Annotated in this window: 22 protein-coding genes and 2 pseudogenes; 7 read left to right on the top strand and 17 right to left on the bottom strand. The window is 72.9% G+C overall.

Going from position 1 to position 25,599, the window contains the following annotated elements:
- Positions 1 to 220 (top strand): annotated as a pseudogene (locus NCC78_RS09420) (DEAD/DEAH box helicase); the annotation flags it as partial.
- Between the two features lie 106 nt (positions 221 to 326).
- The gene (locus NCC78_RS09415) at positions 327 to 947 is read left to right on the top strand and encodes a putative glycolipid-binding domain-containing protein (RefSeq protein ID WP_250793496.1); all 621 of its coding nucleotides are present in this window, start codon (positions 327 to 329) and stop codon (positions 945 to 947) included.
- Positions 948 to 963: 16 nt separating this feature from the next.
- Here NCC78_RS09415 and cds1 read toward each other — a convergent pair whose 3' ends face one another.
- From cds1 to NCC78_RS09400, 3 genes are all read right to left on the bottom strand, one after another.
- Positions 964 to 2,055, bottom strand: coding sequence for an L-cysteine desulfhydrase Cds1 (cds1, locus tag NCC78_RS09410; RefSeq protein WP_250793494.1), 1,092 nt, complete (start codon positions 2,053 to 2,055; stop codon positions 964 to 966).
- 76 nt (positions 2,056 to 2,131) lie between these two features.
- The gene (locus tag NCC78_RS09405) at positions 2,132 to 2,998 is read right to left on the bottom strand and encodes an SDR family NAD(P)-dependent oxidoreductase (RefSeq protein ID WP_250793492.1); all 867 of its coding nucleotides are present in this window, start codon (positions 2,996 to 2,998) and stop codon (positions 2,132 to 2,134) included.
- Positions 2,999 to 3,130: 132 nt separating this feature from the next.
- Entirely contained in the window at positions 3,131 to 3,589 is a 459-nt protein-coding gene (locus NCC78_RS09400) for an Lrp/AsnC family transcriptional regulator (RefSeq protein WP_250793490.1), read from the bottom strand.
- 269 nt (positions 3,590 to 3,858) lie between these two features.
- Between NCC78_RS09400 and NCC78_RS09395 the strand changes: the two genes are divergently transcribed.
- Positions 3,859 to 4,125: a BldC family transcriptional regulator gene (locus tag NCC78_RS09395; protein ID WP_250793488.1), complete on the top strand. Its 267-nt coding sequence runs from the start codon at positions 3,859 to 3,861 to the stop codon at positions 4,123 to 4,125.
- Between the two features lie 67 nt (positions 4,126 to 4,192).
- Here NCC78_RS09395 and NCC78_RS09390 read toward each other — a convergent pair whose 3' ends face one another.
- Positions 4,193 to 4,822 (bottom strand): UbiX family flavin prenyltransferase, encoded by a 630-nt coding sequence (locus NCC78_RS09390; protein ID WP_250793486.1) that lies wholly within the window; start codon positions 4,820 to 4,822, stop codon positions 4,193 to 4,195.
- Between the two features lie 216 nt (positions 4,823 to 5,038).
- On the opposite strand from NCC78_RS09390, the gene NCC78_RS09385 reads away from it, so the two are divergent.
- Entirely contained in the window at positions 5,039 to 6,028 is a 990-nt protein-coding gene (locus tag NCC78_RS09385) for a terpene synthase family protein (RefSeq protein ID WP_250793484.1), read from the top strand.
- Positions 6,029 to 6,034: 6 nt separating this feature from the next.
- Here the strand turns inward: NCC78_RS09385 and mqnP are convergent, their stop codons facing one another.
- From mqnP to NCC78_RS09370, 3 genes are all read right to left on the bottom strand, one after another.
- Positions 6,035 to 7,009 carry a menaquinone biosynthesis prenyltransferase MqnP gene (mqnP, locus tag NCC78_RS09380; protein WP_250793482.1) on the bottom strand — a complete coding sequence of 325 codons (975 nt, stop codon included), beginning with the start codon at positions 7,007 to 7,009 and terminating at the stop codon, positions 6,035 to 6,037.
- A complete protein-coding gene (locus NCC78_RS09375) occupies positions 7,009 to 8,469 on the bottom strand; it encodes a menaquinone biosynthesis decarboxylase (RefSeq protein WP_250793480.1) in 1,461 nt (486 codons plus the stop codon). Before NCC78_RS09375 ends, mqnP begins: the two co-directional genes overlap by 1 nt.
- 117 nt (positions 8,470 to 8,586) lie before the next feature.
- On the bottom strand, positions 8,587 to 9,153 hold the full coding sequence (locus tag NCC78_RS09370) for a carboxymuconolactone decarboxylase family protein (protein WP_250793478.1): 567 nt from the start codon (positions 9,151 to 9,153) through the stop codon (positions 8,587 to 8,589).
- 102 nt (positions 9,154 to 9,255) lie between these two features.
- Between NCC78_RS09370 and NCC78_RS09365 the strand changes: the two genes are divergently transcribed.
- Positions 9,256 to 9,732 (top strand): MarR family winged helix-turn-helix transcriptional regulator, encoded by a 477-nt coding sequence (locus NCC78_RS09365; protein WP_250793476.1) that lies wholly within the window; start codon positions 9,256 to 9,258, stop codon positions 9,730 to 9,732.
- A gap of 14 nt (positions 9,733 to 9,746) precedes the next feature.
- Here the strand turns inward: NCC78_RS09365 and NCC78_RS09360 are convergent, their stop codons facing one another.
- From NCC78_RS09360 to hemL, 7 genes are read right to left on the bottom strand one after another with little or no spacing between them, the layout of a single operon-like run.
- Complete coding sequence (locus tag NCC78_RS09360; protein WP_250793474.1) at positions 9,747 to 11,228, bottom strand: AAA family ATPase; 1,482 nt, start codon at positions 11,226 to 11,228, stop codon at positions 9,747 to 9,749.
- Positions 11,229 to 11,286: 58 nt separating this feature from the next.
- On the bottom strand, positions 11,287 to 12,264 hold the full coding sequence (ccsB, locus tag NCC78_RS09355; protein WP_250793472.1) for a c-type cytochrome biogenesis protein CcsB: 978 nt from the start codon (positions 12,262 to 12,264) through the stop codon (positions 11,287 to 11,289).
- Entirely contained in the window at positions 12,264 to 13,940 is a 1,677-nt protein-coding gene (gene resB / locus NCC78_RS09350) for a cytochrome c biogenesis protein ResB (protein ID WP_250793470.1), read from the bottom strand. The genes ccsB and resB overlap by 1 nt, the downstream gene beginning before the upstream one ends.
- The gene (locus NCC78_RS09345) at positions 13,940 to 14,764 is read right to left on the bottom strand and encodes a cytochrome c biogenesis CcdA family protein (protein WP_250793468.1); all 825 of its coding nucleotides are present in this window, start codon (positions 14,762 to 14,764) and stop codon (positions 13,940 to 13,942) included. Before NCC78_RS09345 ends, resB begins: the two co-directional genes overlap by 1 nt.
- Entirely contained in the window at positions 14,764 to 15,339 is a 576-nt protein-coding gene (locus NCC78_RS09340; RefSeq protein WP_250793466.1) for a TlpA family protein disulfide reductase, read from the bottom strand. The genes NCC78_RS09345 and NCC78_RS09340 overlap by 1 nt, the downstream gene beginning before the upstream one ends.
- Positions 15,339 to 15,992 carry a histidine phosphatase family protein gene (locus tag NCC78_RS09335; RefSeq protein WP_250793464.1) on the bottom strand — a complete coding sequence of 218 codons (654 nt, stop codon included), beginning with the start codon at positions 15,990 to 15,992 and terminating at the stop codon, positions 15,339 to 15,341. Before NCC78_RS09335 ends, NCC78_RS09340 begins: the two co-directional genes overlap by 1 nt.
- Positions 15,989 to 17,329, bottom strand: a complete 1,341-nt coding sequence (gene hemL, locus NCC78_RS09330; protein WP_250793462.1) for a glutamate-1-semialdehyde 2,1-aminomutase — start codon at positions 17,327 to 17,329, stop codon at positions 15,989 to 15,991. The genes NCC78_RS09335 and hemL overlap by 4 nt, the downstream gene beginning before the upstream one ends.
- Before the next feature lie 178 nt (positions 17,330 to 17,507).
- Between hemL and NCC78_RS09325 the strand changes: the two genes are divergently transcribed.
- A complete protein-coding gene (locus tag NCC78_RS09325) occupies positions 17,508 to 17,843 on the top strand; it encodes an STAS domain-containing protein (protein ID WP_250793460.1) in 336 nt (111 codons plus the stop codon).
- A 40-nt stretch (positions 17,844 to 17,883) separates the two neighbouring features.
- On the opposite strand, the gene NCC78_RS09320 is transcribed toward NCC78_RS09325, so the two are convergent.
- Complete coding sequence (locus tag NCC78_RS09320; protein ID WP_250793458.1) at positions 17,884 to 18,438, bottom strand: response regulator; 555 nt, start codon at positions 18,436 to 18,438, stop codon at positions 17,884 to 17,886.
- Entirely contained in the window at positions 18,435 to 22,805 is a 4,371-nt protein-coding gene (locus NCC78_RS09315; RefSeq protein ID WP_372495094.1) for a HAMP domain-containing protein, read from the bottom strand. The genes NCC78_RS09320 and NCC78_RS09315 overlap by 4 nt, the downstream gene beginning before the upstream one ends.
- Before the next feature lie 197 nt (positions 22,806 to 23,002).
- Here NCC78_RS09315 and NCC78_RS09310 point away from each other — a divergent pair, with 197 nt between their 5' ends.
- Positions 23,003 to 25,090 carry a SpoIIE family protein phosphatase gene (locus NCC78_RS09310; protein ID WP_250793454.1) on the top strand — a complete coding sequence of 696 codons (2,088 nt, stop codon included), beginning with the start codon at positions 23,003 to 23,005 and terminating at the stop codon, positions 25,088 to 25,090.
- Positions 25,091 to 25,131: 41 nt separating this feature from the next.
- Here NCC78_RS09310 and NCC78_RS09305 read toward each other — a convergent pair.
- Positions 25,132 to 25,599: pseudogene (locus NCC78_RS09305) on the bottom strand (FAD-binding oxidoreductase); the annotation flags it as partial.

Here is a 25,599-nt window from a genome sequence, read left to right as displayed (position 1 = left end):
CCGACCCACCGAGAGCCGGGGCTACGGCGACCGGCCCCAGGGCGAGCGGCGCTACGCCGACCGACCCACCGAGAGCCGCAGCTACGGCGACCGGCCCACCGAGGGGCGCAGCTACGGCGACCGGGGCGGCTTCCGCTCCGAGGGCCGCGGGCGGGACGACCGGCCGCGCGACGAGCAGCGGGGCTTCGGCGGCGGGCGACCGCCGGCGCGTACCCACTGACCCGAGCCAGACGGTGACGCCGTCGCGGAGCCCACGCTCCGCGGCGGCGTTTTCGCATCCGCTGCCGGTGTCGGCCGGGTCGCGTAACGTCCGGCTCATGCCGACCATGCCGAAGTCGCTCTTCTGGGCCCGGACGGACACCGCCGGCGCGGAGCACGCGCTGCTCGACGACGGCCGCGGGCTGACGGCGCGGGGCACCCAGACGGCCGTCGACCCGATCCCCTACACCTGCCGCTACCAGGTGACCACCGACCCCGGCTGGGCCACGACCCGGGTCGAGGTCGAGGCGGAGGGCGCCGGCTGGCTGCGCAGCGTACGCCTGGAACGGTCCGCCGACCGGTGGCGGGTGACCACCGCCGAGCAGGGTGACCTGGACGCGGCGTTGCGGGCGGCCGGCCATCCGGCCGCCGGGCTGCCCGGCACCGACGACCCCGACCGGCTCGCCGACGCGCTCGACGTCGACCTCGGCGGAGCGGCGCTCTTCAACGCCCTGCCGGTACGCCGGCTCGGGCTGGCCCGCGGGCCCGCCGACATCCCGCACCGGATCGCGGTCGCCTGGGTGCTGGTGCCGGGCCTGCTGGTGGTGCCCGCCGAGCAGGTCTACACCTCGCTCGGTCCCGGCCGGGTCCGCTTCACCAGCGACACCTTCACCGCCGACATCGACCTGGACGCCGACGGCTACGTGGTGCGCTACCCCGGGCTGACCGAACGGATCTACCCGCGCTGACGCCGTCGGAAGGGCCTCAGGCCGGCCAGGCGCCGTCGGTCAGGAAGCGCTCGACGGTGGCCAGGTGCGGGGCCAGGTCCAGGCCCTGGGCGGCCACCCAGTCGTCGGCGTAGTACGTGTCGGCGTAACGGTCGCCGGCGTCGCAGATCAGGGTGACCACCGAACCGGTGCGGCCCTCGGCCAGCATCTCGGCGATCAGCCCGAACGCGCCCCACAGGTTGGTGCCGGTCGAGCCGCCCACCCGGCGGCCGAGCACGGCCGATCCGGCCCGCATGGCGGCCAGCGAGGCGGCGTCGGGCACCTGGACCATCCGGTCCACCACCGACGGCAGGAACGACGCCTCCACGGTGGGCCGGCCGATCCCCTCGATCCGGGAGCCACGCCCGGTCCGCACCGACCAGTCGGCCGCCTGCCAGGCGGGGTAGAACGCGGAGTTCTCCGGGTCGACCACGCAGAGCTTGGTGGGCAGCCGGCGGTAGCGGGCGTACCGGCCGATGGTGGCGCTGGTGCCGCCGGTGCCGGCGCCGACCACGACCCAGGCGGGGATCGGATGCCGCTCCAGGGCGAGCTGCGCCCAGATCGACTCGGCGATGTTGTTGTTGCCCCGCCAGTCGGTGGCCCGCTCCGCGTAGGTGAACTGGTCCATGTAGTGCCCGCCGGTGTCCTCGGCCAGCCAGCGGGCCTCGACGACCACCTTGGCCGGGTCGTCCACCAGGTGGCAGCGGCCGCCCTGGAACTCGATCTGGGCGATCTTCTCCGGCGAGGTGGAGGCCGGCATCACCGCGATGAACGGCAGCCCCAGCATCCGCGCGAAGTACGCCTCGGAGACGGCGGTCGACCCGGAGGAGGCCTCCACGATCGTGGTCTCCGGGCCGATCCAGCCGTTGCAGAGCCCGTAGAGGAAGAGCGAGCGGGCCAGCCGGTGCTTGAGCGAGCCGGTCGGGTGCACCGACTCGTCCTTGAGGTAGAGGTCGATCCCCCACGGCCGGGGCAGCGGGAAGGGCAGCAGGTGGGTGTCGGCGGACCGGTTGGCGTCCGCCTCGACGGCGCCGATCGCCTCGGTCACCCAACGCCGGCTGGCCTCGTCGCACCGGTCGAGATGAGTCACGCCGGAAACGTAGCAAGCCGGCCAGCGCGGGTCGGCCCCGGTCCGGCGGTGCTGGTCGGCCCGGTTCCGGCGCTGCTCATCGGGCCGGGTTCCGGCGGTGCTGATCGGCCCCGGTCCGGCGCAGCTGGCGGCGCTGGCCGGCCCGGCCGGCGGCGAGGATCAGCGGGGCGAGTCGCAGCGCCACGCCGGGCATGGCGTCGAAGAGCCGGACCTGCGCGCCGCGCCAGCGCGGCACGCTGACCACCGGGCGGGGCCGTCGGGCCAGCCGCGCGGCCCGCCGGGCCACCAGCTCCGGACTGAGCAGCGTCCCGGTGAAGGAGGCCGCGGCACCCGGGTCGTCCAGCCGGTCGTGCAGCATCGGCGTCCAGATCCCGTCGGGGCACAGACACGACACGTGTACGCGTCGGTGACCGGCCAGCCGCAGGTCGGCCAGGGTGCCGATGCTGAACGCGACCAGGGCGTGCTTGCTGGCCGCGTAGACGGTCTCGCCGGGGGCGGCCACCAGCCCGGCCAGCGAGACCACGTTGAGCACGTGCCCGTGCCCCTGAGCGCGCATGACGGCCAGCGCGGCGAGGGTGCCGTTCATCGCGCCGAGGGCGTTCACCTCCACCACCCGCCGCCGGGTCGCGGCGTCCTGCTCCCAGGAAGGACCGGTGACCAGGATGCCGGCGTTGTTCACCCAGAGGCCGAGCCCGCCCCGCGCGCCCCGCGCGGCAGCCTCGGCGGCTGCTTCATCGGCGACGGCGGCGCAGGCCGCCTCGTCGCGCACGTCCAGCGCGCGGGACCAGCCGCCCAGCGGAGCGGCGGCGACGGCGACCGCCTCGGCGTCGAGGTCGGTGAGGAGCACCGGCCAGCCGTCGGCGTGCAGCGCGGCGGCGATGGCGCGGCCCAGCCCGCCGGCGGCACCGGTCACCACGGCCGCTCCGGGCGGGGGGTTCGTCATCGGCGCACGCTATCGCCGGGGCACCGCAGCGCGCCAGGGCCGACCGGCCACCCGGCCCCAGTACGCCCGGCTGCCCATGAAGCGCGTGCAGCCCGTCGAAGGCGGGCCGGCGGGCCGGTCGGGGGCGGCAACTCAGGCGGAGGGGAGTTCCAGGGGCTGCGGACGGTTCTCCCACTTGGTGGAGAGGGCGATGCCGGTGCGGGTGGAGGCGACCCCGGGCGTCCGGTTCAACCGCATGATCAGCTCTTCGAGCTGGGCGATGGTGCCGACCCGGGCCTTGAGCAGGAACGACTCGACGCCGGCCATGAAGTAGCAGGACTCGATCTCCGGCATCCGCCGGAACGCCTCGAGCATGTCGTCGGTGTCGCCGCCGGAGTCCTCGACGATGCCGATCAGCGCGGTGACGCCGAGCCCGATCGCCTCGGGCTCCGCCTCCGCCCGGTACGCCCGGATCACCCCGCTGGACTCCAGCTTGCCGACCCGCTCGTGCACGGCCGGCGCGGAGAGGCCGACCTGCCTGGCGAGCTCGGCGTAGGACAGACGGGCGTTGCCTCTCAGCAGCTCCACGAGCCTCAGGTCGATGGCGTCCACGGACTGTAGACCCTAGTCGCAAAGGCGTAACGCCGGGCATTCGGCGTGCGTTGAACATGACAGCGGGTAACGACTCGCAGACGGACGGTCAAGGGAGAGTGGCACCGGTATCATTTACTAACTTCCCACTCAGTGCGTTTTTCGCGTTTGGCGGACAGGCCAGGTCGCTGGTGCTGTAATTGCCATACGTCCCTCATGACGGCTCTGGGCTCGCACCGGCCGGGGGCAGTGTGTTCAGCCGGGGGCTTCGTCGACGCGAGGAGGGGGCTGTGGACACTGGAGATCGCCTGCTGACACCGGGTGAAGTCGCCGCGCTGTTTCGGGTTGACCCGAAGACGGTGACGAGGTGGGCAGCGGCGGGCCGGATAGGCAGCATCCGGACTCCAGGCGGGCATCGCCGGTTTCGGGAATCCGAGGTGCGGGCCCTGCTTGAGGGGGAGGGCATGTTGGACGAGGCGGAGGACGTCGGCAAGGCGCGCAACGCCGGTCCGGCCGCCTCGACCGGGCCAGGCCCGGCCAACGCCGGCATGTACTGACAAGGTGCGGATCGGCGCGCGGACCGGACGTCAGGTCCGGTCCGCGTACCTGTGAGCCCGGCCCAATTCAGTTCCGCGCCGCACCCAGCTCACCCGACCACCGACGGAACAGCGTGTGCCGTACGCCGAGGGCGTCCAGCACCTTGCCGGCCACGAAGTCGACGAGCTGCGCGGCGGAGGCCGCCGCACCCGCGCCGTAGAAGCCGGGGCTGGCCGGCAGCACCACCGCACCGGCGTCGTGCAGCGCGATGAGATGCTCCAGGTGGCTGCGGGTCACCGGCGTCTCCCGGGGCACCACCACCACCGGCCGGCGCTCCTTGAGGTTGACCTCGGCCGCCCGCTGGAGCAGGTCCTTGGAGAGCCCGATCGCGATGCCGGCGCAGGCCGCCGTGCTCGCCGGCACGACCGCCATCCCCCGTACCCGGTAGGAGCCGCTGCTCGGACCGGCCGCCAGGTCACCGGCGGGCCAGTGCCGCACGTCGGCCCCGGCCAGGTCCCGGCCCAGCCACGCGGCGAGATCCTCGGCCCAGTGCCCGTCCCGGAACGGGCGACCGGTCTCGTCCAGGACGGTCAGCCGGGCGGCCCGGGAGACGATCAGGTCCACCGGCTCCCCGGCGTCGAGCAGCGCCCGGACGACGGCTGCCGCGTACGGGGTGCCGGACGCCCCGGAGACCCCGACCACCCATGGTTCCCGCATGCCTCCAGCCTGCCTGGTCGTCCTCTCCGGCCGCCGGGCACCCCTGCCGCGTCGGCCCACCGGTCCTGGCGGCCGGCGCGTCCACGATGTCCTCCGGAGGGCCGGTTGTCCGCGACGGGACGCGTTGTCCGGCCGGGGAAGCGGGTATCCCGTGGACCTGCCATGCTGCCGGGGGCGATTTGCACAGGAGCCGATCGCACGCGGGAGGAATCGGTGATGACCGACGAGGTCCTCTGGTCGCTACGGTCCGAATGCCCGATCCCGCCCCGGCTCTCGCCGTACGCCGACCGGGTGCAGGAGTGGCTGACCGACGACCTGCTTCCGGACCTCGGCCTGCCGTTGGACGAGGCCGCGCTGCGGCGGCTGGCCCGGGCCGGCTTCGCCCGGTACGCCGGCCGGCTCTACCCGGACGCCGACGAGGGCGACCTGCGCGTGCTGGCCGCCCTGTTCACCTGGTTCTTCCTCGTCGACGACGCCTGTGACGGGTCGGGTCGGCTGAGCACCGACGAGATCCGGGCGCTGCGCGCCGGGGCGGTGACCCTGCTGCACGACGGCCCGCGGCTGCGGCACACCGGCCTGACGGGGCCGCTGCGGCGGCTGCTGGTGCGGGCGTTCCGGGAACCCCGTCGCCGGATGCCGGCCCGCTGGCGGGTGCGCTTCGCCGACGCGGTCGCCCACCACCTCGACGGCACCTGGCGGGAGGCGGTCAACAAGGCCACCGGCCGCTCCCCCGGCGTCGCCGAGTACGTCGAGCTGCGGCGCGCCACCTCCGCCGCGTACGTGTCGTATCCGCTGGTGGAGTTCGTCACCGGGCGTCCGCTGCCCGACCCGGTCTACCACCACCCGCTGCTGCGGCGGATCGCCGACACCGGCAACGACCTGCTGTCCTGGTACAACGACCTGGCCTCGCTGGAGCGGGACAGGGCCACCTCGGGCGGGCACAACCTGGTGCTGGCGACGGCGGCCGAGCACGGCGTGCCGGTGGAGACGGCGGTCGCGCTGACGGTGGAGCGGTGGCGGAAGTCGATGCGGCACTTCGTCCGGCTCCGCGCGGCGGTGCCGTCGTTCGGCCCGGCGCTGGACAAGGCGGTCACCGACCACCTCGACGGGGTGGCGGCTGCCGTGCGGGGCACGGTGGAGTGGACGTTGGAGAGCGCCCGTTACCGGGTCGCCCGACCGGAGCCCGCCACCGCCCGACGGGGTTGACCCGCCTCAGGGGCGCAGGCCGAGGCGGATCACCAGGTCGAGCAGGGCGAAGACGAAGAGCGCGATGCCGACGAAGCCGTTCGCGGTGAAGAAGGCCCGGTTGACCTTGCTCAGGTCGCTGGGGCTGACCACCACGTGCTGGTAGCCGAACGCGACCGCGGTGAGCGCCAGCCCGACCCACCAGAGCCAGCCGAAGCCGACCAGCGCGCCGAACCAGACGAAGAGCGCGAAGGTCACCACGTGCGCGACGGTGGAGGCGTGCAGGGCGAAGCGCAGGCCGTAGCGGGCCGGCACGCTGTGCACGCCGATCTCCCGGTCCACCTCGGCGTCCTGGCAGGCGTAGATCAGGTCGAAGCCGCCGATCCAGAGGCCGACGGCCGCGCCGAGCAGCCAGGCCGGCCAGGAGCCATCCAGGGTGCCGGTGACCGCGAGCCAGGCGCCGACCGGGCCGACGGCCTGGGCGATCGCCAGGATGGCGTGCGGCCAGTTGGTGAACCGCTTGCCGTACGGGTAGACCACCAGCGGCACCACGGCGAGCGGGGCGAGCACCAGGCAGAGCGGGTTGAGCAGGGCGGCGGCGGCGAGGAAGACCACCAGGGCGACGGCCGCGCCGGTCCAGGCCGTCCGCACGCTCACCGCCCCGGTGACCAGTTCCCGGGCGGCGGTACGCGGGTTCCGCGCGTCGATCCGCCGGTCGAGGATCCGGTTGGCGGCCATCGCGAACGTCCGCGCCCCGACCATCGCCACGGTGATCAGCAGCAGATCGGCCCAGCGCACCCGCCCGCCGTCGACCTGCATGGCGGTCAGCGCCGACAGGTACGCGAACGGCAGCGCGAAGACCGAGTGCTCGATCGCCACGAGCCTGAGGAAGGCCCGGACCCTCCCCTGCGATCGTGCACCTGCCGCCCCGACAGCGGCGGATGAACCAGGCGAATCGGCGGCGGAAAGTGCAAGATCGCGCGGTTCGGAGGTCGCGGCCATCAGATCCCGTACTCCTTCCAGCGCTTGTCGACCAGGGAGGTGACCTCCGGCGACATGGTCATCTCCTCCGGCCAGCCCCGGGTGTAGCCCTCGGTGGGCAGCTTGCGGGTGGCGTCGACGCCGACCTTGCCGCCCCAGAACTGCTGGTACGACGCGTGGTCGAGGTGGTCCACCGGGCCCTCGGTGAGCAGCAGGTCGCGGGCGTAGTCGACGTTGCCGAAGGCGCGGAAGGCGACCTCGTGGTAGTCGTGCACGTCGCAGTCCTCGTCCACGATCACGATCAGCTTGGTCAGCGACATCAGGTGGGCGCCCCAGATCGCGTTCATCACCTTCTGGGCGTGCTTCGGGTAGCGCTTGCGGATCGACACGATCGCGCAGTTGTGGAAGACGCCGGCGGCCGGCAGGTCGTAGTCGACGATGTCCGGGATCAGCAGCTTGAGCAGCGGCTGGAAGATCCGCTCGGTGGCCTTGCCGAGGCCGTGGTCCTCCTGCGGCGGCTTGGAGGTGACGATCGAGTGGTAGACCGGCTCGCGCTGCATGGTCATCGTCTCGACGTGCAGCACCGGGAAGGGCTCGACCGGGGTGTAGAAGCCGGTGTGGTCGCCGAACGGGCCTTCCGGCAGCCGCTCCCCGGGCTCCAGGTAGCCCTCCAGCACGATCTGGGCGTGCGCCGGCACCTGCAGGGGCACGCTCAGGCAGTCGACCATCTCCACCCGCTCGCCCCGCAGGAAGCCGGCGAACAGGTACTCGTCGATGTCGCCGGGAAGCGGGGCGCTGGCGGCGTACGACACGACCGGGTCGCAGCCGATCGCGACGGCGACGGGCAGTCGCTGGCCGAGCCGCTCGGCGACGGCGTGGTGGGCGGTGGAGTCCTTGTGGATCTGCCAGTGCATGCCGAGGGTGTTGCGCCCGTGCTGCTGGAGCCGGTAGAGGCCGAGGTTGCGCTTGCCCGTTTCTGGGTGCTTGGTGTGGGTCAGCCCGTAGTTGTGGAAGATCCCGCCGTCGCCGGGCCAGACCTGGAGGCCGGGCAGCTTGTTCAGGTCGACGTCGTCGCCGCGGTAGACGACCTGCTGGCATCCGGCGGTCTTCACCTTGCGCGGCGGCACCGACTTGAGCTGCATGACCTTGCCGAGCCCCTCGCGGATGCCGGACCAGCCGACCGGCAGCTCCGGCTTGACCAGCGCGCCGATCCGCTCGCCGATCTCGTCCAGCGACTCGACGCCGAGCGCCATCGCCATCCGCTTCTCGGTGCCGAAGAGGTTGATCGCCACGGGCATCTCGCCCCGGGTGGGCCGCTCGAAGAGCAGCGCCGGGCCGCCCGCGCGGACCGTCCGGGTGACGATCTCGCTGATCTCCAGGGTGGGGTCGACCGGGACGCTCACCCGCCGCAGCTCACCCGCGCGCTCCAGCGCCGCGAGGAAGTCCTTCAGATCGGTGTACGGGAAGCCACGAGCCGCCATGCCTGCCAGTCTCCCGCACGCCTCGGCGCCCTGCCCACGCCGGGTCGCCGTCGCCGCTGTGGGTCTTCCCACGCGTCCGGACCGGGGCCACGGACGTAGGGCGGCCCCGGGCACCGGTCAGGCGTCGGTCGCCGGCTGCCAGGCGTACGCCGCCAGCGGCGGGTCGAGCGGCGCGGCGGTGAGCCGGTTGGCGAAGGTGGAGATGGTGTACGTCCCGACGCCGAGCACCACGTCCAGGGCGTGCCGGGGTTGGTATCCGGCAGCCAGGAAGGCGCGCACCTCGTCGTCGGGCACCGCGCCCCGATGGTCGAGCACGGCGAGAGTGAACCGGCGCAGCGCCTCCAGCCGCGGGTCGGACAGCGGGGTGCCGGCCCGCAGGGTGTCGATCAGATCGGGGTCGGCACCGAGCCGGGTGAGCGTCGCGGTGTGCAGCGCGACGCAGACGTGGCACTCGTTGCGGCCGGCGACGGTCAGTACGACCACCTCGCGCTCCAGCGGGTCGAGGCCGCTGGACTCGAAGTGCCGGCTGGCGGTGAGGAAACCGGCGAGCAGCTCCGGTGATTCGGCCATCAGGCCCACCGGGGCGGGCAGCCAGCCGAGCTTCCGCCGTACCCCCTCGATGGTCGGCCGGGCGGCGGCGGGCGCGGTCTCCGGGGTGTGCGCGGTGAAGACGGAAGGGGGCACGGGGCCTGCTCTCGGGGTCGGTGCGGCGGCATGCGAGGGCGCGTCCGCCGTGACGTACGATCGTCAACGTGGTTGTCCAAACAGTAAACCAGGTTGTCGAACGTGGCAACGCCTGAGCCCGAGCGGCCCGGCTTCCTGCTGCCCCTGCTGCTGCTGGCCGGCTTCCGTACGCTCATCGACGACCTGCACGCGGAGCTGGCCCGGCAGGGGCACCCGGAGCTGCGGCCGCTGCACGGCTTCGTGCTCCAGGCCGTCGGCGCCGACGGCACCACCGCCACCGAGCTGGGCCAGCGGCTCGGCATCTCCAAGCAGGCCGCCGGCAAGACGGTGGACCGCCTGGTCGCGCTCGGCTACCTGGAACGCGGCGACGACCCGCGCGACGCCCGCCGCAAGCTGGTCCGGACGACCCCACGGGGCCTCGACGGTCTGCGCCGGTCGGCGGTCGTCTTCGACCGGCTGCGGCAGCGGTGGGCCGCCACCCTCGGCCCGGACCGGGTCACCGCGATGGAGGACGACCTGCGCGCGGTCGCCCCGGCGAACCTCTTCCGCCTCGACGTGCCCGGCTGGTTCGGCGGCTGACCCGACCGGGGGGCTCAGTCACCGGAGTAGAGCCGGACCGGGTCGACGAGGACCACGTCCGGCCTGCGGTCAGTGAGCTGCCGCAGCTCCTCGGTGAACCCCTCGGCGCTGGCGAGCAGCAACCGGGCGTCGCGCGCGTCCAGGCCGGGACGGGAGACGAGCAGGTCGCGGGCCCGGTCCATCCGGTCCAGGTCGGGACGGGCAAGCGTACGGCCCCACTTGACCTCGCCGACGGCGAGCAGCGGGCGTGGACCGTCGCCCAGTGGCGGCTCCCCCAGCGCGACGATGTCCAGTTCGTGGCTGGTTCGGCTGGACGGGTCGGTGAGGACGGCGGCACTCGCCTCAGCGACGATGCCACCGAACGTCTCCGGGGCGGCGAACCGCAACGCCCACTGCCGGACGGTCTCCTCGAAGCCCGGCCCGAGCACCGCACTGGTGTACCGGCGCTGGGAGCGGCGCCAGACGTCCATCCCACGGCGCTGCTCGAGCGCGGTCCAGGCCGGCCGCATGACGGCCTGATAGAAGGTGATCAACGGTTCGGCGATCCGGTAGCGGCTACGGCCACTGCGCAGCGGGTCAGGGTCCCGAACCAGCAGGCCGGCGTCCTCCAGCACCGTCAGGGGGTGCTGCAGATCGGTGGCCTTGCGACCGATGAAGCCGGCGATCCCACCCCTGGTGCCGTTGCCCTCGGCGACCGCGGCCAGCACCGAGTGGTAGAGCGCGGTGTCTCTCAGATCCGGGTCTTCGGCTAGCAGGTAGCGCGCCTCGCGAAAGAGCGGCCGGGCCGGGTTCAAGACGGCCCGCACCACCCAGTCGTCGAAGTCGTCCGGACCGGTCGGCGCGTCGTCCTGGACGTACTCCCGGCGATAGGCGGGCGTGCCCCCGACGATGGCGAACACCCGGGCGGCGAGCGACGGGTCGCCGAGCCCCCAGAACGCCGCTGCGGCCCGGTAGTCCAGCGGTGCGACCGGTAGCTCCAGTCCGGCTCGCCCGCGCAGCGGGGCGGAGCCGGCCAGCAGGCCGCCCATGAAGGAAAGGGCCGAACCGCAGAGCAGCAGGCGGGTACGGGACCCGGTGCGCTCGGTGCGCCCCGGGGTCAGCGCGTGCTGGATGATCGACGGCAGGTCCCGGCTGGCCCGGGCAAGGTAGGGGAACTCGTCGATCACCACCGTGACCGGGCCCTGCCGGCCCAGGGCCAGCAGGGCGTCGACTGCGCTGGGCCAGTCGGCCAGGTGCACCGGGCCAGGAGCGCCGGTGTGCCGGCCGAGTGCCTCGCCGAGCCGCCGCAGGGAATCCGCCTGGGTCGCCTCGGTCGCGCCAAAGTAGAAGCCGCCGGTGGCTCGAGCCAGTTCGTAGAGGAGCAGGGTCTTGCCCTGCCGACGACGTCCGCTGACCACACCGAGTGTCGCGCCCGCCCGGTCGTCGGTCGCGAACCGCACCAGCTCGGCCCACTCGATGTCGCGGTCGAAGATCCCTGCTGGCTTGGTCGGCCCCACGGTCACCCCGTTTTGTAGGACTACAGTTCTTGGAAGTGTAGTCCTACAAAATGCGGAATCAGTCGAGGCCGCCGTAGGAGTGCAGGCCCTCGAAGAAGATGTTCACCCCGAACAGGTTCATCAGCACGGTGAGGAAGCCCAGCACGGCGAGCCAGGTCGCCACGTTCCGCTTCACGCTCGGCGTGGCCCGTGCGTGCAGGTAGCCGGCGTAGACCACCCAGGAGATGAACGCCCAGGTCTCCTTCGGGTCCCAGCCCCACGGCCGGCCCCAGGCCGCCTCGGCCCAGATCGCCCCGGCGATCACCGCGAAGGTGAAGATCGGGAACGCGAAGGCGTGCAGCACGAAGGTCAGCCGTTCCAGGGCCGCCGCCGCCGGCATCCGCTTCGCCAGGGTATACGGGAAGCTCCGCTTGCCCTGCTCGTGGCCGGCCCGCATCAGGTACGCCACCGCCGGCACCACGCCGAGCAGCAGGATGCCGGAGGAGAAGACGATGGTCGAGACGTGGACGACGAACCAGTACGAGTTGAGCGCCGGCACCAGCGGCACGATCGGGGTGTAGAGCACCAGCTCGGCCGTCGCCACCAGCAGCACCATCACCAGGGTGAGGAACAGCCCGAGGCGGCGCAGCGACGGCCGCTTCCAGAGCACCACCAGCCAGGCGGTGACGCCGATCCAGGAGACCGTGAGCACGAACTCGTACATGTTGCCCCAGGGCATCCGGTCGGCGGCGAGGCCGCGGGTGACCAGGGCACCGAGGTGCAGCAGGGCGCCGATCGCGGTGGCGACGACGGCGGTCAGACCGGCCAGCCGGGCGCGCCGGGCGGTGCGTTCGGCCGCCGCCGCACCGGTCGCCGCGGGTGGCTGCGGGGTCAGGCCCCCGGACCCGCCGACCCCGGCGCCGACCAGCTCCCGGGCGGGGGCCGCCACGGTGCGGGCGCGGGCGTTGCCGAGCGCGTACTCGACGGCGTGGCTGATCATCGCGACCAGGTACACCAGGATCGCGAACGTCACCAGCTGGTCGGAGAGTGCGGACATCACTCGGCTCCTTCTCGCGCTCCGGCCGGGTCGCTTTCCGCGCGCTCCGCGTCGGCCCGCTCGTCACCGCTCACTGCGGCGACGAGCTGCGCGAACTCGTCGGCGAACCCTGGATGGTCGGTGCGCGGCAACCCACCGGCCTCAACCAAGCTACTACCGCTCGTCGGAGATCCACCCGCGGGGTCGGCGGCACCGGCCCCGGGCGCGTCGCCGGCGCCCGCCGGGAGCACCCGGAAGAAGACCCGACGGCGCCGGCCGAACAGCGAACCCATCAGCCCGACCAGCAGGAACCCGGAACTGACCAGCAACAGCGCCTGGCCGGGGTCGTACCGCACGGAGAGGGTGACGTACGGCTCGGTGCCGAGGAACTCGACCTTGGTGCCGTCGTCCAGCGTCCAGGTCTCGCCCTGCTTCAGCAGCTTGGCGCCGGCCTCCTTGACCCTGCCGGCGCGCACCTGCCGCTGGTCCAGCTCGTAGACCGAGCCGGGGATGCCGGCGTCCAGCCCCAGGTTGCCCCGGTAGGCCGTCAGGTTGAGCGCCGGGTTGCGCTCGGTCGGGTACTCGGAACGCACGAAGGGGGCCGCCTGCGGGGCGGTCGGCAGGTAGAGCCCGGTGAACGCCATCTGGAGGTCCGGGTCGCGCCGGCCGGTGGCCGGGTCGACGTTGGCGTCCGGGAAGGCCGCCAAGCCCTCGCTGGTCAGCCCGGGGTCCCCGGTGGTCAGGAACGGCACGGTGCTGGTCTGGCTGCGCCCGTACCGGTCGGTGTACCGGATCACCGGGGCGTAGCCGTGGCCGAGCAGGTAGACGCTGGCGCCGTCGAGCCGCAGCGGCGAGTTGACCGAGAAGTCGGCCTGCCGCCGTTCGCCGCCGGGCTCGTCCACGGTCACCGTGGCGTTGAAGAACTCCGGTTGCCCCGACTCCAGGAACCGGGCCTGGAACTCGTCGAGCCGGACGCAGAAGCCGGGCAGGTCCTCGCTGCCCACCCGCGGGCCGAGCTTGGCCTCGGCGTACTGCTGGCGGGTGTTGCAGAACGCGTTCTCCTCGCCGGCCACGAGCAGCCGGTTGCCGCTCCAGCCGTACCAGGACCCGAGCGCGACGCCGACCAGCACGACCAGCATCGAGCTGTGGAAGAGCAGGTTGCCGGTCTCCTTGAGGTAGCCCTTCTCGGCGGAGACCTCGTCGCCGCGGACCACCACCCGCCAGCGCCGCCGGCGCAGCGTCTCGGCGATCGCCGCCGCCCCGCCGGCCGGCGTGGGCAGCACCGCGTGCTGCGGCAGCCGGTCCAGCCGCTTCGGCGCGAGCGGCGGCTTCGTCCGCAGCGCCCGGAAGTGGTCGCGCAGCCGGGGGGTGATGCACCCGATCAGCGAGGTGAAGAGCAGCAGGTAGATCGCGGAGAACCAGACCGAGCCGAACGCCTCGAAGGCGCCGATCCGGTCGAGCACCGGGGCCAGGTCGGGGTGCGCGGTGAAGTAGTCCCGCACGTCCTCGGGGTTGACCCCGCGCTGCGGCAGCACCGAGCCGGGAATGGCGGCGACCGCGAGCAGGAAGAGCAGCACCAGCGCGGTACGCATGCTGGTGAGCTGCCGCCACGAGTTGCGCAGCAGGGCCAGCACCCGCCCGGGCCGGCGTCGGGGCACCTCGGCCGGGGGCGCCGGCCGCTCGTCCACGACGGTCATCAGATGCTCACCTCGCCCACCCCGACGGTGGTCTGCAACCAGATCACGACGTTCGTCCACCCGCCGGTGACCAGCGCGAGGCCGATCAGGATCAGCAGGGCGCCGCCGACCCGGGTGACCCATCGGCTGTTGCGCCGCACGGCGCGGAAGACCCCGAGCAGGCGCTGAAAGCCCAGCCCGAAGACGACGAACGGTACCCCCAGCCCGAGGCAGTACGCCACGGCGAGCACCACGGCCCGGTCGGTCTGCCCGCCGACGGCGGCCATCCCGATCACCGCGCCGAGCGTCGGGCCGACGCAGGGCACCCAGCTGAGCGCGAAGACCGCGCCGAAGACCGGGGCGCCGAGCAGCCCGGCGGCGGGCAGCCGGCTGATCCGGAACTCCCGTTGCATACCCGGCACCAGCCCGACGTAGCTCAGCCCGAGCACGACGATCAGCGCGCCGATGACGATCTCGAAGGTGCGCTCGTACTGGAAGAAGACCTTGCCGACGCTCGCGAAGAGGATCGCGGTGGCGGTGAAGACGACGGTGAAGCCGGCGATGAAGAGCAGCGTCCCGGCGAGCACCCGGCCCTTGACGGCGGCCGGCGCGGTCCGCTCCCGCACCGCCACCCCGCCGCCCCCGGCGGCGTCGTCGTCGGCCGGGGGCGCCGGGCGTCGGCCCTCCAGGTCGGTGCCGGCGAGCCCGGTGACGTACGACAGGTAGCCCGGCACCAGCGGCAGCACGCACGGGGAGAGGAAGCTGACCAGCCCGGCGAGCGCCGCCGCGCCGATGGCGAGCAGCAGCGGGCCGGACTGGGCGAGCTCCCGGAACGTCTCGCCCATCAGCGCTGGCCGGTCGGCGCGGGCGACTCCGCGGCGACCCGCTCGACGATGGGCTGCAGGCCCTCCTGCTTGACCGCCGCGCGGATCACCGCGGCGATCCGGCCCTGACGGTCCAGCACGACGGTGGCCGGGATGGTGTTCGGCGGGATGTCGAGGGCGAGCGCCAGCCGGCTCGGCGGGTCGAAGAGGCTCGGGTAGGTGACCCGGCCCTCCTCGAACGCCTTGGCCTTGTCCCGCTGGTCCTGGATGTTGATGCCCACGAAGGTCACCCCGGAGCCCCTGGTGGCCTGGTAGGTGTTCTCCAGGTCGTCCGCCTCGGCCCGGCACGGGTTGCACCAGGAACCCCAGAAGTTGAGCACGACGACCTGGCCGCGGTCCCTGGCCACGTCGTAGTTGCCGCCGGTGAGCAGCTCGCCGGCGATCTTCGGGGCCGCCGAACGCTGGTCGGGGGTGCACTCGATGACACCGTCGGAGTTGGTGCCGCAGGCCTCCTCCCGGCTCGACGACGAGCAGGCGGTCAGCGCCACTGCGGCGACGGTGGCGAGCAGACCGGCGGTCCACCTCCGGGCGTTCATCAGGCCCCCTTGGCCGTCCGGGCGGTCGGCGACAACGAGATCAGGTGCGCGGCGGGCTCGGAGTAGCCGATGCCGACCACCTTGGCGCCGTCGAAGTGGAACGAGGTGAGGCTGGCCAGCCCGCACTGGCGCTTGCGCGGGTCGTGCCAGAGCCGCTTGCGCTCGACGTAGCGGCGGAGCGTCCAGATCGGGAGCTGGTGCGAGACGAGCACCGCCTCGCGCCCCTCGGCGGCGACCCGGGCGGCGTGCAGCGCGGCGAACATCCGCTCGGCGATGACCCGGTACGCCTCGCCCCAGGACGGGGTGACCGGGTCGCGCAGCACCCACCAGTTGCGCGGGTCGCGGAACGACCCGTCACCCGGGGAGACCTTCTTGCCCTCGAACCAGTTGGCGCTCTCGATCAGCCGCTCGTCCACCCCCACCGGGAGGCCGAACTGGGCGGCGATCGGCTCGGCGGTCTGCTGGGCGCGTTCCAGCGGGCTGGCCACCACGTGCACGATCTCCCGCTCGGCCAGCCCCTGCGCCGCGGCCTTGGCCATCTGCACGCCCAGCTCGCTGAGGCGGAAGCCGGGCAGCCGGCCGTAGAGGATCTGGTCGGGGTTGTGCACCTCGCCGTGCCGCAGCACGTGGACCACCGTCTTGCTCACCGTCACAACCCCCCGTGACCCGCCGCCGCCGCTGCCCGCGCCGCAACCGGGAGCGCCGCGGCGATCTGCTCCAGAGCGGCGTCGTCGATCGCCGCCGACACGAACCACGACTCGAACGCGCTCGGCGGCAGGTAGACGCCGGCGGCGAGCATCGCGTGGAAGAACGCCTTGAACGCGGGCACCTGCTGGGTGCGGGCGCTGTCGTAGTCGACCACGTCGGCGTCGGTGAAGAAGATCGAGAACATGTTGCCCGCGTACGACAGGCGGTGCGGGACCCCGGCGGCGGCCAGCGCGTCGGCGGCGAGCTTGCCCACCGCGGCGGCCGTCTCGTCCAACCTGCGGTAGAGCGCGTCGTCGGCGAGCCGCAGCGTGGCCAGGCCGGCCGCGCAGGCCAGCGGGTTACCGGAGAGGGTGCCGGCCTGGTAGACCGGGCCGGCGGGGGCCAGTCGCGACATGATCTCCGTGCGCCCGCCGAACGCCGCGGCGGGCAGCCCACCCCCCATGACCTTGCCGTACGTCCACAGGTCGGCGTCGGAGGGGTCGAGGCCGTGCCAGCCGGCGCGGGAGACCCGGAACCCGGTCATCACCTCGTCGACGATGAGCAGCGCGCCGTGCGCGTGCGCGACCCGGGCGAGCTGGGAGTTGAAGCCGTCGCGGGGGGCGATCACGCCCATGTTGCCGGCGGCGGCCTCGGTGATCACGGCGGCGATGTGCTGCCCCTGGGCGGCGAAGGCCTCCTCCACCGCGGTGATGTCGTTGTACGGCAGCACGATGGTGTCGCCCGCCGCCGCGCCGGTCACCCCGGGCGAGTCGGGCAGGCCGAGGGTGGCGACGCCGGAGCCGGCCGCCGCGAGCAGCGCGTCGGAGTGCCCGTGGTAGCAGCCGGAGAACTTGACGATCTTGGAACGGCCAATGAAGCCGCGGGCCAGCCGGATCGCCGACATGGTGGCCTCGGTGCCCGAGTTGACCAGCCGGACCTGCTCGACCGGGGTGCGCGCGACGATCTCGGCGGCCAGCTCGACCTCGCCCGGGGTGGGCGTGCCGAAGCTGGTGCCCAGGGCGGCGGCGGCCTGCACGGCGGCGACCACCTCCGGGTGGGCGTGCCCGAGGATCAGCGGGCCCCAGGAGCAGACCAGGTCGACGTAGCGCCGGCCGTCGGCGTCGTGCAGCCAGGGCCCCTCCCCCCGGACCATGAAGCGCGGGGTGCCGCCGACGGCACGGAAGGCGCGCACGGGGGAGTTCACCCCGCCCGGCACGATGGCGCGGGCGCGGTCGAACAGGGCCTCGGAGGCCGGCGCGTCGGCCGGGTAACGGCCGGATCCGGCGGGAAACATATCGGTCACGATGCCGCCATTGTGTCAGCGCCGAACGGCGAATCGGCACCCACCCCGGGGCGGGGTTACCAGGCTCACGCGGGGCCGAGCCTCCGCGCCCGGGCGCTCCGCGCCCGGGCGCGAGGGACGGGCCGGCGCGGATCCGGCTCGGCGGGCCGGGTGGTCGAGATCGCGCTAGGCTGACCGGGTGGATCGTGCCGAACTGTCCATCACGCTACACCGGACGGGCGACGAAGCTGTGCTTCGCCTTGCCGGTGAGATCGACATGCTCACGGCCGCCCAGCTGTCGACCGTCGTCAACGAGGTCCTGGCCGAGCCGCCCCCGCGGATCGTCCTCGACCTCGGCGGGGTCACCTTCTGCGACTCGCAGGGCCTGGGCACCCTGGTCGTGCTCAGCCGCAAGGCCAGCCACGCGCAGAGCCTGCTCGTGCTGACCAACGTCGGCGACTTCCTGCTGCGCGTCCTCGACATCACCGGCCTGCGCTCAGCCCTGATGATCCGCAACGACCAGCCCACCGGCTGACCACCCCGGGCACCCAAGGTGCGCGGCGAGGCGGGGGTTGTCAGGGGGTGTTGCCCCAGCGGGCGTTCTCGAGGAGGTCGACGGCGCGGTCGCGGTCGTCCGGGTCGTCGGTGCGCAGCAGGGTGGTGGCCTCGTCGACCGCGTCGGTCAGCACCCGCCACTGCGCGTCCCGCTCCCGCACCAGGTCGGACTGCGCGGCCAACTGGCGGGTCTTCACCCACAGCTCCACGAAGACCGACACCTTGGCCCGCAGCACCCACGGGTCGAACGGCTTGGTCAGGTAGTCCACCGCACCCACGGCGTAGCCGCGCAGGGCGAGCTGGGCGTCCTTGTCCGCGGCGGTGAGGAAGATGATCGGCACGTGCCGGGTACGCTCGCGCCGCTTGATGTGACTGGCCGTCTCGAAGCCGTCCATGTCCGGCATCTGCGCGTCCAGCAGGATCACCGCGAAGTCGTCCACCAGCAGTTGCTTCAGCGCCGCCTCACCGCTCTCCACGGCCACCGACTGGACCGGCAGGCCCTGGAGGATCGCCTCCAGGGCCATGAGGTTCTCCCGGCGGTCATCCACCAGCAGCGCCTTCGCCATCTGGGTCACGAACTCTCCTCGGTCCGACTGCCGCTGATCCAGGACGACATGAGCTCGATCAGCTCGTCCAGGTCGACCGGCTTGGTGATGTAGTCACTACCCCCGGCGGCGAGCGCCGACTCGCGGTCGCCGGGCATGGCCTTCGCGGTCAGGAACACGATCGGCAGGTCCGCGAACCGGTGGTTGCGCCGGATCTGCCGGGTCGTCTCGTAACCGTCCTGGTCGGGCATCATCGCGTCCATCAGCACGATGTCCACCTCCGGATGCTCGGCCAGCAGGCGGACCCCGTCCGCCCCGTTGTCCGAGTACAACACGGTCAGCCCGTGCAGTTCCAATGCGCTGGTGAGGGCGAAGACGTTCCGGACGTCGTCGTCCACGATCAGCACGGTCGCGCCGTCCAACCGCCGGGTGGCCGGCGTGGACGCCGGCTGGGGCAGCTCCGGCGGCGGCATCAGCAGCGACGACGGCAGTCCGGCCCGCGACGGCGACGGTGGCAGCGGGGCGACCACCGCGTCCGGGGCGAGCACGTCCGGGACGAAGAGGGTGAACGTGGAGCCCTGCCCGGGCGCCGACGCCACGCTGATCGCGCCGCCCAGCAACCGGGCCAGGTCCCGGCTGATCGACAGACCCAGCCCGGTGCCCCCGTAGCGGCGGCTGGTGGTGCCGTCGGCCTGTTGGAACGCCTCGAAGATCAGCGACAGCTTGTCGTCGGAGACGCCGATACCGGTGTCGATCACCTGGAACGCGATCACCTGCCGGGCGTTGGTCAGCGCCGGCACGTCGAAGACCGCGGTCTCGGGCGCCGGGGCGATCCGCAGCGTGACGGCCCCGTTGTCGGTGAACTTGACCGCGTTGGAGAGCAGGTTGCGCAGGATCTGCTGCAACCGCTGGGCGTCGGTGACCAGAGCCGGCGGCAGGTCCTTGCTGACCCGCACCTGGAAGTCGAGACCCTTCTCCTCGGCCTGCGGCGCGAACGCCTGCTCCACGTAGCCGCGGATCTCGTCGAACCGGATCTCCGTCGGCTCGACGTCCATCCGGCCCGCCTCGATCTTGGACAGGTCCAGGATGTCGTCGATCAGCGAGAGCAGGTCCGAGCCGGCGCTGTGGATCGTCCGGGCGAACTCGATCTGCTTCGGGCTGAGGTTCTGCTCGGAGTTCTCGGCCAGCAGCCGGGCCAGCAGCAGCAGCGAGTTCAACGGCGTACGCAGCTCGTGGCTCATGTTGGCCAGGAACTCCGACTTGTACGCCGACGCCCGGGTGAGCTGCTGGGCCTTCTCCTCCAGGCCGAGCCGGGCCAGCTCGATCTCCCGGTTCTTGGTCTCGATGTTGCCCTTCTGCTCGGAGAGCAGCTGCGCCTTGTCCTCCAGCTCGGCGTTGGTGCGCTGGAGTTCCGCCGACTGCTCCTGCAACTCGAGGGCGAGGCGCTGGGACTGGGCCAGCAACTCCTCCGTACGCCGGTTGGCCTGGATGGTGTTGACCGCGAGGCCGATGGTGAGCACCAGCCGCTCCAGGAACGACAGGTGCAGCTCGGAGAAGGCCGCCACGCTGGCGAACTCGATCACCCCGAGCAGTTCGCCCTCGAAGAGCACCGGGAGCACGACCAGATCGGCCGGCGGCGTTTCGGCGAGGCCGGAGCGGAGCATCAGCTTGCCGTCCGGCGACGCGCTGACCCGGATCGTCCGGCGGGAGAGCGCGGTCTGGCCGACCAGCCCCTCGCCCGGCCCGAAGGTGACGTCGTGCCCCCGCGCCACGTAGCCGTACGAGGAGGTCAGCCGCAGCCGCATCACGCCCTCGGAGGTGTCCGCCAGGAAGAACGCGCCGAGCTGCGCGTCGACCAGCGGGGTCACCTCCATCATGATCATGCGGCAGACCTCGCCGAGGTCGCGCTGGCCCTGGAGCAGGCCGCCGATCCGGGCCAGGTTGGAGTCCAGCCAGCCCTGCTCGGCGTTCTTCTTGGTCGTCTCCCGGAGGGTGACGATCATCTGGTTGATGTTGTCCTTCAGCTCGGCGACCTCGCCCTGCGCCTTGACCGCGATCCGCTGGGTCAGGTCGCCCCGGGTCACCGAGGTGGAGACCTGGGCGATGGCGCGCAGCTGGGTGGTGAGGGTCGAGGCGAGCTGGTTGACGTTCTCGGTCAGGTCGCGCCAGGTGCCCGAGACGCCCTTGACCTGCGCCTGGCCGCCGAGCTTGCCCTCGGTGCCCACCTCGCGGGCCACCCGGGTCACCTCGTCGGCGAACGACGACAGCTGGTCGACCATGGTGTTGACGGTGTTCTTCAGCTCCAGGATCTCGCCCTGCGCGTCCACCGTGATCTTCTGACCGAGGTCACCCTTGGCCACCGCGGTGGTGACCGAGGCGATGTTGCGTACCTGCGACGTCAGGTTCGACGCCATCGAGTTCACGTTGTCGGTCAGGTCCCGCCACGTACCGCTGACGCCCTTGACCTGCGCCTGACCGCCCAGCTTGCCCTCCGTGCCCACCTCGCGGGCCACCCGGGTCACCTCGTCGGCGAACGACGACAGCTGGTCCACCATCGTGTTGACCGTCGACTTCAGCTCCAGGATCTCGCCCCGGGCGTCCACCGTGATCTTCTGGCTCAGGTCGCCCTTGGCGACCGCGGTGGAGACCTGGGCGATGTTGCGCACCTGGGCGGTCAGGTTCGACGCCATCGAGTTCACGTTGTCGGTCAGGTCCCGCCAGGTGCCGGCGACGCCGCGCACCTGGGCCTGGCCGCCGAGCTTGCCCTCCGTGCCCACCTCGCGGGCCACGCGGGTCACCTCGTCGGCGAACGACGACAACTGGTCCACCATCGTGTTGACCGTCGACTTCAGCTCCAGGATCTCGCCCCGGGCGTCCACCGTGATCTTCTGCGACAGGTCACCCTTCGCCACGGCGGTGGTGACCGAGGCGATGTTGCGCACCTGCGACGTCAGGTTCGACGCCATCGAGTTCACGTTGTCGGTCAGGTCCCGCCACGTGCCCGAGACGCCCTTGACCTGCGCCTGACCACCCAGCTTGCCCTCGGTGCCCACCTCGCGGGCCACCCGGGTCACCTCGTCGGCGAACGACGACAACTGGTCCACCATCGTGTTGACGGTGTTCTTCAGCTCCAGGATCTCGCCCTGCGCGTCCACGGTGATCTTCTGCGACAGGTCACCCTTCGCGACCGCGGTGGAGACCTGCGAGATGTTCCGCACCTGGCTGGTCAGGTTGCCGGCGAGCTGGTTGACGTTCTCGGTGAGGTCGCGCCAGGTGCCGGAGACGCCGCGCACCTGCGCCTGGCCGCCCAGCTTGCCCTCGATGCCCACCTCACGGGCCACCCGGGTCACCTCGTCGGCGAACGACGACAACTGGTCCACCATCGTGTTGACGGTGTCCTTCAGCTCCAGGATCTCGCCCTGCGCGGCGACCGTGATCTTCTGCGACAGGTCACCCCGGGCCACCGCCGTGGAGACCTGCGCGATGTTGCGCACCTGGGCGGTCAGGTTCGACGCCATCGAGTTGACGCTGTCGGTGAGGTCCTTCCAGGTGCCGGCGACGTTCGGCACCTCGGCCTGCCCACCGAGCTTGCCCTCGGTACCCACCTCGCGCGCCACCCGCGTCACCTGCTCGGCGAAGAGGCGCAGCGTGTCGGTGAGCGAGTTCATCGTGTCGGCCAGCTCGGCGACCTCGCCCCGGGCGCCCACCGTGATCTTCTGCGACAGGTCACCCTGCGCGACGGCCGTCGCCACCTGGGAGATCGACCGCACCTGGCCGGTCAGGTTCGACGCCATCGTGTTCACCGAGTCGGTGAGGTCCTTCCAGGTGCCAGCGACCCCGCGGACGTCGGCCTGGCCGCCCAGCTTGCCCTCGGTGCCCACCTCGCGCGCCACCCGGGTCACCTCGTTGGAGAACGAGGAGAGCTGGTCGACCATGGTGTTCACGGTCCGGCCGATGCGCAGGTACTCACCGCGCAGCGGCCGACCGTCGATCTCCAGCGCCATGTGCTGCGACAGGTCGCCGTCGGCGACCGCCACGATGACCCGGGCGATCTCCGTGGTGGGCCGGCCGAGGTCGTCGATCAGCGAGTTGACCGCCCGCTGCCCCTCCGCCCACGAGCCGTCGAGGCCCTCGTCGTCCAGGCGCTCGGTGAGCCGGCCGTCCCGGCCGACGATCCGGCTGATCCGGCGCAGGTCGAGGTACTGCCGCTCCTGGAGCGAGACCACCTCGTTGAAGGCGTCCGCCACCTCACCGGCCCGGCCGGCCCGCCGGGGCAGCCGCACCTTGAGGTCGCCGCGGCCGATCCGCCGCAGCGCCTCGGTCAACTCGACGAGAAGCGCCTCGTGGTCTGGCGCGGACGGGTCCGCGGCTACCGACTGTTTCGCCGTGGTCATCATTCCTCGCTCAGCTCGGGGCCACCGGCTCCTGCCGACGCCGGCCATCCCATCATTGTGCCCGCGACCTCCGCCACGCCACGACGGCGCGACCGTCGCCACGCCCGAAACGCACCGCCGCGCACCCGCTCGTCCCGCCACGACCCTGCTCGTGCGGCATCGGCTTGGCACCACGGCGGCCGGCGGTGGAGGATACGGGGGTGTCAGCGGAGACGGGGCCCGCGGCGATCGAGGGCCGAGACGAGCACGTGCGGCACGTCCGGCTCCCCGCCGACCGCCGTACGCCCGCCGCGGCCCGCGCCGTGGTGCGGTCGGTGCTCACCGAGGCGGACCTGGACGTACTGGCCAACGAGGCCCTGCTGCTGACCACCGAACTCACCACCAACGCGGTGGAGCACGCCGGCACCGACCTGGACATCGAGGTCGTCGCCGACCGGATCGGCCTCACCGTGACGGTCTCCGACTTCGCCGCCGGGCCGGTGGACGAGCTGACCGTCGGCGTCCGCAACGACTCCGCCGACATCTCCGAGGTCTCCGAACGCGGCCGGGGGCTGCTCCTGGTGGACCACTTCGCCAGCCGCTGGGGCACCACCTACCTGCCCACCGGCAAGGGCGTCTGGTTCCGGCTGGACCGCCCCCACCCGGTCACCGGGGACGCGGAGGCGCGCGCCGAGGAGTCGGTGGCCCCGGTCGCCGCGTCCGCGGGGGGCGGCGGCACGGCCCTGGAGAACTCCGCGCCGAGCGCCGGGGCGATGAGCGAACTGATGCAGACCACCCCGGATCCGTACGCCGAGGATCCGTTGCCGGACTTCGCGACCGGCCTGCTCACCCGGGTGGCCGAGATGGTCGGCGCGGCGGGTGGGACCGTCCGGCTGGACCGGGGCGACGGGCAGGGCATGCAGGTGCTGGCCCGGTACGGCCGCCAACCCCGGCCCGGCAACGAGCTGCTCCGGGTGCCGCTGGCCGTGCACCGCCCGTACGCCGGCGAGCTGGAGCTGGACGCGGCACCCTCGGCGTACGCGAAGCCGCTCGCGGTGCTGATGGCCGAACGGCTCTCGCTGCACCTGGAGAACGACCGGCTGCGCCGGGCGGACGTCCGCCGGCAGGCCTGGCTGACCTTCCTCGCCGAGGCCAGCGAGCTGCTCGCGCAGTCGTTGGACGTCGAGCTGACCATGGCGCTCATCCCCCAGCTGGTGGTCCCCCGGCTGGGGCAGTGGTGCGCGGTGCACACCACCGACGAGTGGGGCCGGCTGCGGCTCGCGGCCGCCAGCCACGCGGACGAGTCGATGCTGCCGCAGCTGCACAAGGTGCTCCAGGAGACCGGCCCCGACTCGGTCGAGGCCCGCCTGCGCGAGGCGTCCCGCAACGGCACGCAGATGCCGCTCGGCGCGCCGATGGAGGGCTTCGGCGTGCCGCTGATCGCCCGGGGGCAGCGGCTCGGCACCCTGGCCGTCGGCCGGCACCAGCGGCACCGGCACGACCCGGACGAGGTCGCCGTGCTTGAGGACGTGGCCCGGCGGGCGGCCCTGGCGATCGAGAACGCCCGGATCCACGCCGAACGGCGCCGGGTCGCGCAGACCCTCCAGCAGTCGCTGCTGCCGCCGGTGCTGCCGCTGGTCGACGGCATCGGCTTCGCCGCCGAGTACGTCCCGACCGGCGACGACGCCGACGTCGGCGGCGACTTCTACGACGTGGTTCCACTGCCCGACGGGCGTTGGCTGGTGGTGATCGGCGACGTCTCCGGCAAGGGCGTGCAGGCGGCGGCGGTCACCGGGCTGGTACGCGACGTCATCCGGGTGCTCGTCGGTGACGGCAAGCCGCTGCCCGAGGCGCTGGCCCGGCTCAACGAGACGCTGGTCGAGCGGGGCGGTGGCCGGTACTGCACGCTGGCCCTCGCCGCCGTCGGGCCCGGCGACGGCGACCAGCTCGACGTCTCGCTGCACCTCGCCGGCCACGACCGGCCGGTGCTGCTGCGCTCCGGCGGCGGAGCGTCCTTCGTCGGCGCCGGCGGCACCGCCCTCGGCCTGCTCGACTCGATCACCTCGCCGACGGCGGAGATCCCGCTCGCCCCGGGCGACTCCCTGATCTTCTACACGGACGGCGTGACCGAACGGCGACGCGGCCGGGAGCTGTTCGGCACCGATCGGCTCCGCGACGCCGCCGCCCCGCTGGCCGGGTACTCGGCGGACGTGGTGGCGGCGCGGCTGCGTTCGACCGCGATCGGCTTCTCGGTGGAGGCGCCCCGCGACGACATCGCCATTCTGGTGCTCCGCAACGACGCCGGCTGACCGCCGCAGCGCCGGGCGTGCCGAGCCTGCCGGAGGTCTGGTCAGAGGCCGCCGGGGAGGCGGCCGGGGGCGAGGCGGTGGTGGGGGTCGAGGTGCTCCTTGGCCGCGCGCAGCCGGGCCAGCCCGGCCAGCTCGCCCCACAGGTCGACGGCCCGCCGCACGGGTGCCGGCGCGGAGACCACCACGCAGCGGCCCTGCCGGGCCAGGAGCACCCCGCGGACGGCGGCGAGGATCGAGGCGACCCGGTCGGGGGCCATGGCGCCGGGCAGGGCCGCGTGCACCACGCCGAGGCCGGCGGAGCCGCGTACCGGGACGGGGGTGCCGGCGGCGTCCCGCAGCGCGTAGACGGCCGCGTGCAGGTCGGTGATCGGCACCTCGATGCGCAGCGCGGTGTCGCCCGGACCGAACGGGTAGCACCGCCACCACTCGGGGGCCGTGTGGCTGGCCGTCGCGCCGCCGTCGAGGAGCGTGACCAGGCGGTCGGCGCGTTCGGCGACGTCGGCCGGGCC

Origin of the sequence: Micromonospora phytophila (genome assembly GCF_023656545.1) — a bacterium.
GTDB lineage: Bacteria > Actinomycetota > Actinomycetes > Mycobacteriales > Micromonosporaceae > Micromonospora > Micromonospora phytophila.
The sequence above is the reverse complement of the archived record's forward strand: the minus strand, read 5'-3'. Positions and strand labels throughout refer to the sequence as shown.